Origin of the sequence: Bacillus yunxiaonensis, assembly GCF_037104695.1 — a bacterium.
GTDB classification, from domain to species: domain Bacteria; phylum Bacillota; class Bacilli; order Bacillales; family Bacillaceae_G; genus Bacillus_A; species Bacillus_A yunxiaonensis.
Genome location: NZ_JBAWSV010000018.1, coordinates 1 through 14085, shown reverse-complemented (window position 1 = coordinate 14085; position 14085 = coordinate 1). Strand labels below are relative to the sequence as shown.

Here is a 14085-nt window from a genome sequence, read left to right as displayed (position 1 = left end):
TACGTGTTACTCACCCGTCCGCCGCTAACTTCTTAAGAGCAAGCTCTTAATCGGTTCGCTCGACTTGCATGTATTAGGCACGCCGCCAGCGTTCATCCTGAGCCAGGATCAAACTCTCCAATAAAGTGTTTGTCTAGCATCATAAATAAAAATTGACGTTTCACGTTGTTTGTTTCGTTCAGTTTTCAAAGAACTTGTTTGCCGCTCAATCGCGACTTCCTTATGTTAACATCTCTGTGTTTCAATGTCAACTAAGTTTTTCATTTCGTTTTCGCTTTCTGCTTTGTTGCATCAGCGACTCCTAGAATATTACACCCTTTTATATTAAACGTCAATATGTTTTTCTAAGAAAATATAAAAAGGTTTATTTATTACAATAAACCTTTTTAACATGAGGCTGTATCAATTTCCCCCGCTACTTGCGGGCAATAAGATTCCGATTGGTTCAATTAGCCATCATTGAGGGGTAAAGCTCTCTACTACTGATGGAAGTTTTGATTTATTTTTCTTATATAACTGTTAAAGAAACTATGAATCGAATAATCACGCAGTAAATCCCCCAAAAATAAACGTAAGCGGTGCCCGGAACTCATACAACCTATTTTTCTCTTTTTCTATACTTTTATTATAAAAACTCCTAAAGATGCAAAAAAGGACTAGGCATCCCCTCCTAGTCCTTTCAAAAAACCCCTTTTATTTACGAACGTAGACAAAATAAAGTACGAATAAAACTCCCATCACATACATAATTGGATGAATCTCTTTACGACGACCACTTACAACCATTGTAATTGGATAAAAGATAAACCCAATCGCAATTCCCGTTGCGATACTGTATGTGAGCGGCATTGCAATAATTGTGAAAAATGATGGTACTGCCGTTTCGAATTTCTTCCAATCAATTTCCCCTAATGATGAGACCATCAAAACCCCTACAATAATTAAAGCCGGTGCTGTTACAGATGGTGTTACTACACTTAATAATGGTGAAAAGAAAAGTGCTAATAAGAAAAATCCTGCTGTTACAACTGCTGTAAAGCCAGAACGTCCTCCTGCTGCTACCCCTGCAGAGGATTCAATATAAGACGTCGTTGTAGATGTACCAAGTATTGCTCCGATTACAGTTGCAATCGCATCAGAGAATAATGCTTTTCCTGCACGTGGTAATTTATTATCTTTCATTAAGCCTGCTTGATTCGCAACTGCAACAAGTGTTCCTGCTGTATCAAAGAAATCGATAAAGAAGAAAGTTAAAATAACAACAAGCATTTTAGGAGTGAAAATATCACCAATATGTTGAAGAGCAACTCCAAACGTTGGCTTCAAGCTTGGAACTGCACCAACAATCTCCTTTGGTGCGTCAATTAACCCTGTCGCCACACCAACGATTGCCGTAAGCACCATCCCATAAAACACTGCTCCATTAACTTTTCTTGTCATTAAAATAACAATTGCAACTACACCAAAAATAGCGAGTAATGTTGTTCCTTTTGTTAAATCACCTAAACCAACAAGTACAGCATCATTATTTACAATAATCCCTGCATTTTGAAAACCAAGAAATGCGATGAATAATCCAATTCCAGCTGCTACTGCAAACTTTAATTCTGATGGAATTGCGTTAATAATTTTTTCACGAATGCCGGAAGCTGTAAGAATGATAAAAAGAATACCTGATACTAGCGTCCCAGCAATCGCTGTTTGCCATGGAATCCCCATTGTTAATACAGCTGTATAAGCAAAGAAAGCATTAATCCCCATTCCCGGTGCTAACGCGATTGGATATTTTGCAAAAATCCCCATAATTAGTGATCCAATTGCTGCTGCTAAAGCAGTTGCAACAAACACTGCACCTGGGTCCATTCCTGTTCCTGCCGGTAGTCCCTTAATGTGCCCTAACGACAACGTAGCCGGATTGACAAATAACACATATGCCATAGATAAAAATGTTGTTAACCCTGCAATGAACTCTGTTTTATAATTTGTTCCGAGCTCATCGAACTGAAAGTAACGTTTCATTCTATGTTTCCCCCGTTATATGATTGCTCATCGTAACTCTTCCTAGCCCCTCTTTTATCCACAAAAAATAAAAAAGGCTTCCATTGCATATACATGGAAGCGTCTGTAAACAAAGATAATTATCCCTTATCTTTATATTAAAACGCCTCGTAGTCAAGCCATTTACGGTAGCTAGGTAGAAACTTTCGGGCCATATTCCCGATATTATACGACGGCTGTAATATTCACTTTTATTATTAATTACATACTCATATTAACTCATACGTAGCTAAGTGTCAATTTAAAAACGAACATTTTTTATTAAAAATCAAATTTCGTTCGTGTAAAAACAAAAAGACGATCCATCTACACATAAAAGTATAGATGGATCGTCTTCTATAGCATGAAATTCACTTTATTCCCACTCAATTGTTGCTGGTGGCTTAGAAGTAATATCATACACAATACGGTTTACGTGTTTTACTTCGTTTACGATACGTACAGAGATTTTCTCTAATACGTCCCAAGGAATACGTGCCCAGTCTGCTGTCATACCATCGATAGATGTTACAGCACGAATACCTACTGTGTAATCATACGTACGCTCGTCACCCATAACACCTACGCTGCGCATGCCAGGAAGTGCAGTGAAATATTGCCAAACTTCACGGTCTAAACCAGCTTTTTTGATTTCTTCGCGTAAAATTGCATCAGACTCACGAACGATTTCTAGTTTTTCTTCTGTAATTTCACCTAATACACGAATACCAAGTCCTGGACCTGGGAATGGTTGACGCCATACAATTTCATCAGGAATTCCTAGTTCTGATCCTAATTCACGTACTTCGTCTTTAAATAACGTATTTAAAGGCTCGATTAATTTAAACTGCATATCTTCTGGAAGTCCACCAACGTTATGGTGAGACTTAATTGTTTGTGCAGTTGCTGTACCACTTTCAATAATATCTGTGTACAGTGTACCTTGTGCTAAGAAGTCCATTCCTTCTAATTTAGATGCTTCATCATCAAATACATAAATAAATTCGTTACCGATGATTTTGCGTTTTTGTTCTGGATCTTCAACACCTGCTAATTTGCTCATGAAGCGTTCTTGCGCATCCACTTTAATAACGTTCATGTGGAAGCCTTCGCTAAATGTTTTCATAACCCCTTCAGCTTCTCCTTTACGAAGTAAGCCGTGGTCAACGAAAATACATGTTAATTGATCACCAATTGCTTTATGAATTAATACAGCTACAACAGAAGAGTCTACACCGCCGCTAAGTGCGCATAATACTTTTTTGTCGCCAACTGTTTCACGAATTTTTTCTAATTCTACTTCAATGAAGTTCTCCATGTTCCAGCCTTCAGTACAACCACAAACACCGAATACAAAGTTCTTAATTAAATCATTACCGTGCTCAGAGTGACGTACTTCTGGGTGGAATTGTACACCATATAAGTTTTGTGCTTCATTGCTCATACCAGCAATTGGGCAAGATTCACTTGTTGCATCTACTACGAAACCTTCTGGTAAGCCCGTTACTAAGTCACCATGGCTCATCCAAACAACTTGTTCTTCTGGAAGGTTTGTATATAATTTTGATTGATTCTCTACTTTTAATACAGCTTTTCCGTACTCACGATGGTTTGCACGTTCTACTTTTCCACCAAAGTGTTTTGTCATTAACTGCATGCCGTAGCAAATACCGAAGATCGGTAAGCCTAAGTCAAAGATTTTTTCGTCACAGTGGAATGCACTTTCGCCATATACACTGTTCGGTCCACCAGAGAAGATAATTCCTTTTGGATTCATCGCTTTAATTTCTTCTGCTGTAATTGTATGTGGATGAAGTTCACTATACACGCCAAATTCACGAATGCGACGCGCAATTAACTGGTTGTACTGACTTCCAAAATCTAAAACGATAATCGTATCGTGCTGTTTCTTCAAAATAATCACCCCATAGTTCTGTATATAAACATTTTCACCAATTTGGTAAAAACAATTACCAATATAATAAAAAAAGCCAGTCCCCTGCCCTCAGTCTCATAACAAAGAAAAGGCAGGAGCCTAGCTTTATAAAGGAGGTTCCTCCTTATAAACATAGACACACTGCCTTCATAGTCAGGTTGTTTACGGTAACCCGGTAGAGACTCTCAATCCATATTATTGAGGATATATGAAGGAATACTTTATATTATCTTCCTAGATTCTAACAATGAAGTATGAATACGGTCAAGAGAGAAAGCGACAAAATTCTACAGAAATTATTTTCCTGTATAGAGAAACTTCCTTCATTTCCAGCTTCACTAACAAGTTATTCGAACCAGTCAGCATCTTATAGACAATTTCTCGAAATACCTATCTTCTTTATATTTCACTACTTATAGAACAAAAAAACATCCACCTCTATAAAGAGATGGATGTTTCGCGGCGCATGAAATTACATCATGCCGCCCATACCGCCCATGCCCATGCCGCCCATGTCAGGCATTCCAGCAGCACCAGCTGGTTCTGGCTTGTCAGCAACAACTGCTTCAGTTGTTAAGAACATTGCTGCAACAGATGCTGCGTTTTGAAGCGCAGAACGAGTTACTTTCGTTGGATCTACGATACCAGACTCAAGCATGTTTACCCACTCGCCTGTTGCTGCGTTGAAACCAACGCCTACCTTTTCGCCTTTTAAGCGTTCTACAACAACAGAACCTTCTAAACCAGCGTTGATTGCGATTTGACGAACTGGCTCTTCTAATGCACGAAGTACGATGTTGATACCTGTTGCTACGTCGCCTTCAGCTGCAAGACCAGCTACTTTAGTATATACGTTCATAAGTGAAGTACCACCACCTGCAACAATACCTTCTTCTACTGCTGCACGAGTTGAGTTAAGTGCATCTTCAATGCGAAGTTTGCGCTCTTTCAATTCAGTTTCAGTTGCTGCACCTACTTTAATTACAGCTACGCCACCTGCTAGTTTAGCAAGACGCTCTTGTAATTTTTCACGATCGAATTCAGAAGTTGTTTCTTCTAACTGCGCACGGATTTGACCGATGCGAGCTTCGATTTGTGCTGTATTTCCTATACCTTCAACAATTGTTGTATTTTCTTTCGTTACAACAACTTTGCTAGCGCGCCCTAAAGATGCGATAGTTGCAGATTTTAAGTCGCGTCCTAATTCTTCTGTAATCACTTCACCGCCAGTTAAAATCGCAATATCTTCTAACATAGCTTTACGACGATCACCGAAGCCAGGAGCTTTAACAGCTACTACGTTGAACGTACCACGAAGTTTATTTACTACTAATGTAGCTAACGCTTCGCCTTCTACATCTTCAGAGATAATAAGAAGTGGTTTACCTTGTTGTACCACTTGCTCTAATACTGGTAAGATTTCTTGAATACTAGAAACCTTTTTATCAGTAATTAAGATAAATGGGTTATCAAGAACTGCTTCCATTTTATCAGAATCAGTAATCATGTAAGGAGAAGCATATCCACGATCGAACTGCATACCTTCTACTACATCTAATTCTGTTGTGAAACCTTTAGATTCTTCTAATGTAATAACGCCGTCGTTACCAACACGCTCCATTGCTTCTGCAATTAATTGTCCTACTTCTTCATCAGCAGCAGAAATAGCAGCTACTTGTGCGATAGAAGATTTACCTTCGATTGGTTTAGAAATCGTTTTTAATTCTTCTACTGCTGCAACAACAGCTTTTTCGATACCTTTACGAAGACCCATTGGGTTTGCACCAGCTGTTACGTTTTTTAAACCTTCACGAATCATTGCTTGTGCTAATACAGTTGCAGTTGTCGTTCCGTCACCAGCTACATCATTTGTTTTGCTAGCAACTTCTGCTACTAATTTTGCACCCATATTTTCAAATGCATCTTCTAATTCGATTTCTTTTGCAATTGTTACACCGTCATTTGTAATAAGCGGAGAACCGAATTTTTTCTCAAGTACAACATTGCGACCTTTTGGTCCAAGCGTAACTTTTACTGCGTTTGCAAGAGTGTCGACACCGCGAAGCATCGAACGACGTGCTTCTTCACTAAATTTAATATCTTTTGCCATAATATTTGACCCCCTTGAATTTTTAAAGATTTATATAATTAACCGATAACTGCTAAAATGTCGCTTTCACGTAAAATTAAGTATTCTGCACCTTCGTATTTCACTTCAGTACCTGCATATTTTGAGAAGATAATACGATCGCCTGCAGCTAACTCTAAAGCAACACGCTCACCATTTTCAAGCACACGACCAGTACCAACCGCCACTACTTTACCTTCTTGTGGTTTTTCTTTTGCAGTGTCTGGTAATACAATACCACTTGCTGTTTTTTCTTCTGCTTGAACAAGTTCAATTACAACGCGATCACCTAATGGCTTTAGCATGAACAATAACCTCCTCAATTTACTATGTAAATTTTATGTTTATTAGCACTCAAACACTTCGAGTGCTAACACACTTATTATAATAAAGAATCTTATTTTCTTTTGCAAGTGAAAAAATCGTAATTTTTCGGAAAACTATTTTACATCCTCTTCATATGCTTTACCGGATGGGTAGCGTAATAATGTAATACCAAAATCCTTGGCTCACAAAAGATCGGCACTGATAGAAGATTCAATTTTATATTCCATCGTTTTCCCTTCTTCTCCTATGTTACAATAAGAAGATGCCATAAGTTGTTTTCTCTATGGATAGAGCATTTTCCTTTTTCATTACAAAAAATTTAAAAAGGAGTTACGAAATTGAAGAGACAATATTGGTGGGTTGTTGTTACATATATTTTGATGCAATTATCAGGTGTAATTGGAGGATGGATCCTTTTAAAAAGCGGGATATACAACAATGGAAACAGAACTTTCGAAGAAAAGGTACAATTAGCAACTGCACATTGGGGACTAATTAGCTTTTTTATCGCTCTTATTATTATCCTTCTGTTATTACGTAATGATACACAATCAGAAAAATGGGATCGGGAAAAGACAAACATTCCTGCTACAATAGGATGGATTATTTTAGGGGTTTTTCTTGCTTTATTTGCCCAAGTAATTGCCGGCACCATCGAAACACAAATTTTTAAAGTTAAAGCTGAATCTGAAAATACACAAAACATTATCGATATTATAAAAGCTGCTCCATTATTTATAATTGTTTCGTCTATATTTGCTCCTATTCTTGAAGAAATTGTATTTAGAAAGATTCTATTTGGAACACTATATAAACGATATAACTTCTTTATCGCAGCAATTGTGAGTTCACTTATATTTGCTTTAATTCATTTTGACCCTACACATTTATTAGTGTATATTTCCATGGGGCTTGTTTTTTCATTTTTATACGTAAAAACGAAACGGATTATTGTACCCATTATGGCTCATGTTATGATGAATACAAATGTTATGTTAATTACATTTGTACTACATCCCTATCTAGAAAAGGCTGAAAAATTGCAAGGATTTATCGGAGGATTTTAAACATGCGAAATTCACCATTTGTTATGGCAACTTTGTATTTTCTTCTCGGGTGTATTTTTACATACTTAGCAATTACAAGTGTTGAGGATACAATTTGGAACTTTTACACACTATTACTTTCTGTAATGGCAACGGTTGATTTTAGTTTGGCACTTCGCCTTATTTTTTCTAAACCGAAAAAAGGTAGTATGAAGAAATAATAAAAACGCAGGGAATTCCTGCGTTTTTATTGTGGATAATTTTTCAAAAAGTATACAAGCGTTTGTAATTCTACCGCTAAATCGATATGATGAATTCGAATGTGTTCTACTATATTTAACCTAGCAGGTGTAAAGTTTAAAACTCCTTGTATACTCGTGTGCGATAAGCGATCTGCTACAGCTTGTGCAACAGAAGCAGGTACTGTTAATATTGCCACTTTTATATCATCTGATAATTTTTCTTCTAATTCATCCAGGTGATATACTGGAATTCCTCCGATTTCTTTTCCAACTTTCTCTTCATCAACGTCAAATGCCATCTCAATTTTTGTGTTATTATTTTTCGTAAAATTGTAATGTAAGAAAGCTGTCCCTAAATTACCTACCCCTATTAGGGCTACACGCGTTACATCATCTTGGTCAAGTGTTTCGCGGAAAAACGACAATAAATAATTTACGTTATAGCCGTATCCCTTTTTCCCTAATGCCCCAAAGTATGAAAAATCTCTTCGAATTGTCGCAGAATCTACTTTCACCGCTTCACTTAATTCTGCAGATGATACGCGTTGCTTACCAGATAACGATAAGTTTTGGATAAATCGATAGTATAGAGGCAATCTTTTGGCAGTCGCCTGCGGAATTTTAGGCTGCTCCATGCAACCCCCTCCTCTCTTCCTATCTGTTCAAGTGATTGAAACATGTACGGAAGTTTAGCATTGAAAGTTTTCCTTGTATAATAGAGAGAGAACTTCTCTATTTATGTTCAACTATACACTATTTTTAGTATGATTGAGAAATATAATCATGGCAAAGTTAAGAAATTATTTGAGGTGAAAACATTGATTTTACTACAAGTGAATAACCTTTCCAAGTTGTACGCCGCTGAAGTGATTCTTTCAAACATTAAGTTAGAGGTACAGACGCGTGATCGCATTGCACTTGTCGGCCGTAACGGCGCTGGAAAGTCTACATTATTAAAGATTATTGCAGGAGAACTATCCCATGACAGTGGAGAAATTATCAAACCGAAAGATGTATCTATCGGTTACTTAGCACAGCACACTGGTCTTGAAACGTCATTAACCATTTGGGATGAAATGTTAACGGTATTTCTAGATTTGCAACACATGGAGAAAGAACTCCGAAGGCTAGAACAAGAAATGGGGAAAGAAGAAAATTTCACAAATGTCACTGCACATGAAAGATTGTTAGCAGAGTATGATCGTCTGCAATTAGATTATAAAAATAAAGGCGGCTACCAATACGAAGCTGATATTCGCTCTGTTTTAAGCGGACTCGGCTTTCCTCCTGAGACACACGGAGCAACAATCTCCACATTAAGCGGTGGACAAAAAACTCGTTTAGCTCTTGGCAAATTATTATTAACAAAACCAGATTTGCTTATTTTGGATGAGCCCACCAACCATTTAGATATCGATACATTAACATGGCTGGAACAATATTTACAAGGCTATCCTGGTGCTATTTTAATCGTTTCACACGATCGATACTTTCTAGATAAGCTCGTAACACAGGTGTATGAAATCTCTAATAAACAAAGTCGAAAATACACAGGGAACTACAGTAAGTATTTAGAACTTAAAGCAGCACTATACGAACAAGAGATAAAGCGTTACGAAAAACAGCAAGAAGAAGTCACAAAGTTACAAGACTTCATTCAAAAAAATATCGCCCGTGCATCCACAACAAAACGGGCACAAAGTCGCCAAAAACAATTAGATCGTATGGAGCTTATGACAAAACCACTCGGTGATGCAAAATCTGCTTCTTTCCATTTTGATATCGATAGGCAAAGCGGCAATGATGTACTACAAGTAAAAAATGTCACAATTGGTTATAATAATGAGCCAATCATTGAGCACATTCATTTCCAATTAACAAGAGGTGATAGTGTTGCCCTTGTCGGTCCAAATGGAATCGGAAAATCCACCTTATTAAAATCTCTTGTGGATAAACTTCATCCTTTAAACGGCAGTATTTCATTCGGCTCAAACGTTTCTATTGGATATTATGACCAAGAACAAGCAAACTTAACATCATCGAAACGTGTATTGGATGAGCTTTGGGATGATTACCCGCTGCAACCAGAAAAAGAAATCCGCACAGTACTTGGAAACTTTTTATTTTCTGGTGATGATGTTTTAAAGCCAGTCTCTTCTTTAAGTGGTGGACAAAAAGCACGTTTAGCCCTTGCGAAACTTATGATGCAAAAATCAAATGTACTTATTTTAGATGAACCGACAAACCATTTAGACTTAAGTAGCAAGGAAATCTTAGAAAATGCTCTTATTGATTTTCCGGGAACTATTTTATTTGTTTCCCATGACCGCTATTTCATTAATCGCATCACCACAAAAGTTATTGAGTTATCAACAGACGGGGCAGTGGAATATCTAGGCGATTACGATTATTATGTAGAAAAGAAAAATGAAATGTTAGAACGGGCGGAACTTGAAGAACAAGAAACAAACAAACCTGTACAAAAACAAGTGGCGCAAGAAAAATTAAATTATATTGAAGAAAAAGAACGTAAAAAGCAAGAGCGTCAACGTATGCGTAGAATTGAAGAATTAGAAGAAAACATTGCTGCAATGGAAGAGCAAATTGCTACACTAGAAGAACAACTTTGTCTGCCTGAAGTATATGCTGATTATGAAAAAGCAAGTAATATTACAGCAGAAAAACAAACACTACAAGAACAATTAGAAGCATGTATGGAAGAATGGGAAGAATTACAAATATAAAGTGAAACTTCTATCATTGGGGTTTTTTCATCCCCCACCTATCTTCTGTAGAAAAGCGGAAGCGGCTCGTCCAAAATCGCAGGACGCCCACGCCCAAGGCAGAGAGGCGCTTTTTGCCTCGTCCGAGGGGGCGAAACGACCGGAGATTCTAGCCGCTAGAGCTGGACAACGATTCTCTCTCCATCTTGAGGTGGGAATCTTACTGCCCGCGAATAGCGGGATAAAAAGGTTAGCATTTACGCTAACCTTTTTATTTATCCACAACATTATTCACATATTCATTTTCATATTATCAAGCTAAACATAAGTTTTCCACATTATCCACAAACACAATAATATTTATCCACACTTTATACTCACAAAAAAACCTATATTATCAACAGATAATATAGGTTTTATCCACAGGTTGTGGTTAATTATGTGTATAAAGTAAAACTTCCATTTGTGGTCCCACTAACATTTAACTAAACTTATCTTCTTTAACGAGAGTGGAAAATTTACTGTCTCATTAAACGCGGAATAACTAGGATTCAATATCCAAGCCCGGGTTTGCATTTAATGCTAATGTTGCCCTCTTTCCTTGCTCATATGCAATTGTACCAGCTGCAGCAATCATAGCAGCGTTATCTGTGCATAAAGATAACGGTGGAATAATTAGCTTCATATCGTTTTTATTTGCAAACTCCACTTCCAATCGAGCTCGCAATCCTTTATTTGCCGCAACTCCTCCAGCAAGAAGTACTTGCTTCACGCCATACTCCTCTGCTGCTCGTACTGTTTTTGTTACTAACACATCAATTACACTTGCTTGAAAACTTGCAGCTAAATCTTCAGGCTTTAGTTCTTCTCCACGCTGATTTGCGTTATGCACAGTGTTAATAACTGCGGATTTTAAACCACTAAAGCTAAAATCATAAGAATCTGGTTCAAGCCATGCACGAGGTAGATCGATTGTCGGCTCTCCTTCATGAGCAAGACGATCAATGTGCGGCCCCCCTGGATATGGCATTGATAACGTACGTGCCACCTTGTCATATGCTTCTCCCGCAGCATCGTCTCTTGTTTCACCAATTACTTCAAATGAACCATGCTCTTTCATATAAACAAGCTCTGTATGTCCACCAGATACAACGAGAGACAATAATGGAAACTGCAGTTCTTGTACTAAACGATTCGCATAAATATGCCCAGCAATATGATGTACCCCAACTAACGGGATATTATGTGCAAAAGCTACTGCTTTTGCTGCATTCACACCAATTAACAGTGCCCCAACAAGACCTGGCCCTTCTGTAACAGCAATTGCATCAATATCTTCAAATGTAACTTGTGCTTCTTTTAACGCTTCTTCTAATACAACTGTTATTTGTTCCACATGGTGGCGAGATGCAATTTCCGGAACAACCCCGCCAAAACGTTTATGGCTTTCAATTTGCGAAGCTACAATGTTCGCTAAAATTTCTCGTCCATTTTTCACAACTGCCACAGCAGTTTCATCACAACTTGTTTCAATACCCAGTATAATTGTATCTTTTTTCATCATAAGTTCACCCACATTACAAGACCATCTTCATAATTGTCTGTATAGTATCTTTTGCGAATTCCGCCATTTTGAAAACCATGTCTTCGATATAACTTTTTTGCAACTTCATTTGAAACACGAACTTCAAGTGTCATCGTATTTGCTCCAAGATCTCTCGCTTTGTTTATTACTTCTTGTAATAACGCTTCTCCAAGCCTTTGACCACGGTATTGTGGTAATACCGCAATGTTCGTAATATGTGATTCATCAAGAATAATCCAAAGTCCACAATAACCTAGAATTCCTTCCTCTGTTTCCATTACAACGTAGTGTGCATACTCATTCATGTTTATTTCTCGCTCAAATGCTTCAGCAGTCCAAGGAGTCGCAAATGAAGCTTCTTCAATCGCAACAATTTGTGGAATATCCTCTTCCTTCATATTTCTAAATGTAATGTTCATTCATGAGACCCCTATTTCTTTTGACTTTCTAGCCATTTTGCCTCCGCTTCTGCCAAACGAAGGTAACTTGGAACGAATGTATGCACAGATTGCTCTTCTTTCTGTAAACCTAAGAAAGCTAACTCACTTGGGCGTGGATTATGTTTCGTCAGCAGGGCAAATACCGCTTGATTCCCTAAGTGTTCTACAATTGTATCTTTATGTTGTTCTACATCATTTCCAATAAATAAAATAGGTTGTCCCAACTCTTTTAACATTTGTAACCAATCGGCAATAAGAATAATACGATCCTCTTTCACAGATTGTAACTCTTGTTCTCTATATGTATACAAACCAGTATAAATTTGCTGACGACGACCATCAAATAACGGACAAATATACCCCGGGAAATTCATTCCGTTTGCTGCCAGTACTTCTAAACTTGATACACCAACAATCGGAATTTGCAATGACCAAGCTAATGTTTTGGCAACTGTTACACCAATACGAACACCTGTATAAGAGCCTGGCCCAGCTGCTACAACGATTTTATTCAATTCCTTTGGTTTCACACTACATTCTTGTAAAAGCTGCTCTACTGCTGGCATCAGACGCACAGAATGATTTTTTGTTAAGTTTGTAATGATTTCTCCAACAACCGTATTTCCATCAATAAGAGAAACTCCCATTACATAGTTAGAAGTATCAATTGCTAGTACTTTCATTTTGTAATAGCTCCTCACATAATCTAATATAACGTTCTCCGCTCGGCTCTAATACAATTTTTCTTGTACTATCCCCCGTGTGGAATAAACTGATTTTTAAAAGTGAAGATGGTAAAAAAGCCTCTATTAAATGTGCCCATTCCACCACTGTTACACCTTCACCATAAAAATATTCATCAAACCCTAAATCTTCTTCGCTCTCCGCTAGGCGGTATACATCCATATGATACAGAGGTAATCGTCCTTTATATTCTTTAATAATATTGAACGTTGGACTATTCACAACACGTTTCACACCAAGACCTTTTGCAAGACCTTTTGTAAATGTTGTCTTACCTGCACCTAAGTCCCCTTCTAAAATTAAAACATCCTGCGCCTGAACTAATTGTCCAAGCCTTTCTGATAAATTCTGTGTTTCTTCTGAGGACATTGTTGTTATTTCATATTCATTCAAAGGTTTCACCTACCTTACTGTTAGTATTCCCTGCTCTTTATTATACAGATTTTTTATTTTTGTTTCAGTTTCGAATATATAAAAAAGACCTTAGGAGTTGTCCTAAGGATAAGATTGACTGTCTTATAAGTTGAATTAAAGTAAATAAAAAAATACGAAACATATTGTTTCGTTCTTTAATTTATATAAATGGCGGTCCCGACCGGGGTCGAACCGGCGATCTCCTGCGTGACAGGCAGGCATGTTAACCACTACACCACGGGACCATTTGGTTGCGGGGACAGGATTTGAACCTGCGACCTTCGGGTTATGAGCCCGACGAGCTACCAGACTGCTCCACCCCGCGATGATAATAAAGCCTGGCAACGTCCTACTCTCACAGGGACAAAGTCCCAACTACCATCGGCGCTAGAGAGCTTAACTTCCGTGTTCGGTATGGGAACGGGTGTGACCTCTCTGCCATCATTACCAGACTTATGAAGGT

The 14085-nt window shown here is 37.8% G+C and carries 12 protein-coding genes, 2 tRNA genes, 2 rRNA genes and 2 riboswitches; of the genes, 3 read left to right on the top strand and 13 right to left on the bottom strand.

Going from position 1 to position 14085, the window contains the following annotated elements:
- The 5 genes from WAX78_RS24940 to groES form a co-directional block, all read right to left on the bottom strand.
- Window positions 1-124 (bottom strand): 16S ribosomal RNA (locus tag WAX78_RS24940); the annotation flags it as partial.
- 569 nt (window positions 125-693) lie between these two features.
- Complete coding sequence (locus WAX78_RS24935) at window positions 694-2019, bottom strand: NCS2 family permease (protein WP_336484662.1); 1326 nt, start codon at window positions 2017-2019, stop codon at window positions 694-696.
- A gap of 130 nt (window positions 2020-2149) precedes the next feature.
- A riboswitch (purine riboswitch) is annotated at window positions 2150-2252 on the bottom strand.
- A 161-nt stretch (window positions 2253-2413) separates the two neighbouring features.
- The gene (gene guaA / locus WAX78_RS24930) at window positions 2414-3952 is read right to left on the bottom strand and encodes a glutamine-hydrolyzing GMP synthase (RefSeq protein ID WP_413789240.1); all 1539 of its coding nucleotides are present in this window, start codon (window positions 3950-3952) and stop codon (window positions 2414-2416) included.
- A 151-nt stretch (window positions 3953-4103) separates the two neighbouring features.
- Window positions 4104-4205, bottom strand: a riboswitch (purine riboswitch).
- A gap of 240 nt (window positions 4206-4445) precedes the next feature.
- A complete protein-coding gene (groL, locus tag WAX78_RS24925) occupies window positions 4446-6083 on the bottom strand; it encodes a chaperonin GroEL (RefSeq protein ID WP_336484661.1) in 1638 nt (545 codons plus the stop codon).
- 38 nt (window positions 6084-6121) lie between these two features.
- A complete protein-coding gene (groES, locus tag WAX78_RS24920) occupies window positions 6122-6406 on the bottom strand; it encodes a co-chaperone GroES (RefSeq protein WP_336484660.1) in 285 nt (94 codons plus the stop codon).
- Between the two features lie 360 nt (window positions 6407-6766).
- Between groES and WAX78_RS24915 the strand changes: the two genes are divergently transcribed.
- Both WAX78_RS24915 and WAX78_RS24910 read left to right on the top strand, forming a co-directional pair.
- Complete coding sequence (locus WAX78_RS24915; protein WP_336484659.1) at window positions 6767-7495, top strand: CPBP family intramembrane glutamic endopeptidase; 729 nt, start codon at window positions 6767-6769, stop codon at window positions 7493-7495.
- Between the two features lie 2 nt (window positions 7496-7497).
- Complete coding sequence (locus WAX78_RS24910) at window positions 7498-7695, top strand: YdiK family protein (RefSeq protein ID WP_336484658.1); 198 nt, start codon at window positions 7498-7500, stop codon at window positions 7693-7695.
- 26 nt (window positions 7696-7721) lie between these two features.
- Here the strand turns inward: WAX78_RS24910 and WAX78_RS24905 are convergent, their stop codons facing one another.
- The gene (locus WAX78_RS24905; RefSeq protein ID WP_154712707.1) at window positions 7722-8351 is read right to left on the bottom strand and encodes a redox-sensing transcriptional repressor Rex; all 630 of its coding nucleotides are present in this window, start codon (window positions 8349-8351) and stop codon (window positions 7722-7724) included.
- Window positions 8352-8534: 183 nt separating this feature from the next.
- Between WAX78_RS24905 and WAX78_RS24900 the strand changes: the two genes are divergently transcribed.
- Entirely contained in the window at window positions 8535-10460 is a 1926-nt protein-coding gene (locus WAX78_RS24900; RefSeq protein WP_336484663.1) for an ABC-F family ATP-binding cassette domain-containing protein, read from the top strand.
- Between the two features lie 523 nt (window positions 10461-10983).
- On the opposite strand, the gene tsaD is transcribed toward WAX78_RS24900, so the two are convergent.
- From tsaD to rrf, 7 genes are all read right to left on the bottom strand, one after another.
- The gene (gene tsaD, locus WAX78_RS24895) at window positions 10984-12000 is read right to left on the bottom strand and encodes a tRNA (adenosine(37)-N6)-threonylcarbamoyltransferase complex transferase subunit TsaD (protein WP_336484657.1); all 1017 of its coding nucleotides are present in this window, start codon (window positions 11998-12000) and stop codon (window positions 10984-10986) included.
- Window positions 12000-12443, bottom strand: a complete 444-nt coding sequence (gene rimI / locus WAX78_RS24890; protein ID WP_336484656.1) for a ribosomal protein S18-alanine N-acetyltransferase — start codon at window positions 12441-12443, stop codon at window positions 12000-12002. Before rimI ends, tsaD begins: the two co-directional genes overlap by 1 nt.
- An 11-nt stretch (window positions 12444-12454) precedes the next feature.
- Entirely contained in the window at window positions 12455-13147 is a 693-nt protein-coding gene (gene tsaB, locus WAX78_RS24885) for a tRNA (adenosine(37)-N6)-threonylcarbamoyltransferase complex dimerization subunit type 1 TsaB (protein WP_336484655.1), read from the bottom strand.
- Window positions 13128-13601 (bottom strand): tRNA (adenosine(37)-N6)-threonylcarbamoyltransferase complex ATPase subunit type 1 TsaE, encoded by a 474-nt coding sequence (tsaE, locus tag WAX78_RS24880; protein WP_336484654.1) that lies wholly within the window; start codon window positions 13599-13601, stop codon window positions 13128-13130. Before tsaE ends, tsaB begins: the two co-directional genes overlap by 20 nt.
- 190 nt (window positions 13602-13791) lie before the next feature.
- Window positions 13792-13867: transfer RNA gene (locus WAX78_RS24875), tRNA-Asp, on the bottom strand.
- 3 nt (window positions 13868-13870) lie between these two features.
- A tRNA-Met gene (locus tag WAX78_RS24870) sits at window positions 13871-13947 on the bottom strand.
- Between the two features lie 11 nt (window positions 13948-13958).
- Window positions 13959-14074 (bottom strand): 5S ribosomal RNA (rrf, locus tag WAX78_RS24865).
- Between the last annotated feature and the right edge of the window lie 11 nt (window positions 14075-14085).

Coding starts and splice junctions, on each gene's coding strand:
- groL (WP_336484661.1), bottom strand. CDS start 6,083: ATGGCAAAAGATATTAAATTTAGTGAAGAAGCACGTCGTTCGATGCTT.
- WAX78_RS24910 (WP_336484658.1), top strand. CDS start 7,498: ATGCGAAATTCACCATTTGTTATGGCAACTTTGTATTTTCTTCTCGGG.
- WAX78_RS24905 (WP_154712707.1), bottom strand. CDS start 8,351: ATGGAGCAGCCTAAAATTCCGCAGGCGACTGCCAAAAGATTGCCTCTA.
- rimI (WP_336484656.1), bottom strand. CDS start 12,443: ATGAACATTACATTTAGAAATATGAAGGAAGAGGATATTCCACAAATT.
- groES (WP_336484660.1), bottom strand. CDS start 6,406: ATGCTAAAGCCATTAGGTGATCGCGTTGTAATTGAACTTGTTCAAGCA.
- tsaD (WP_336484657.1), bottom strand. CDS start 12,000: ATGAAAAAAGATACAATTATACTGGGTATTGAAACAAGTTGTGATGAA.
- tsaB (WP_336484655.1), bottom strand. CDS start 13,147: ATGAAAGTACTAGCAATTGATACTTCTAACTATGTAATGGGAGTTTCT.
- WAX78_RS24935 (WP_336484662.1), bottom strand. CDS start 2,019: ATGAAACGTTACTTTCAGTTCGATGAGCTCGGAACAAATTATAAAACA.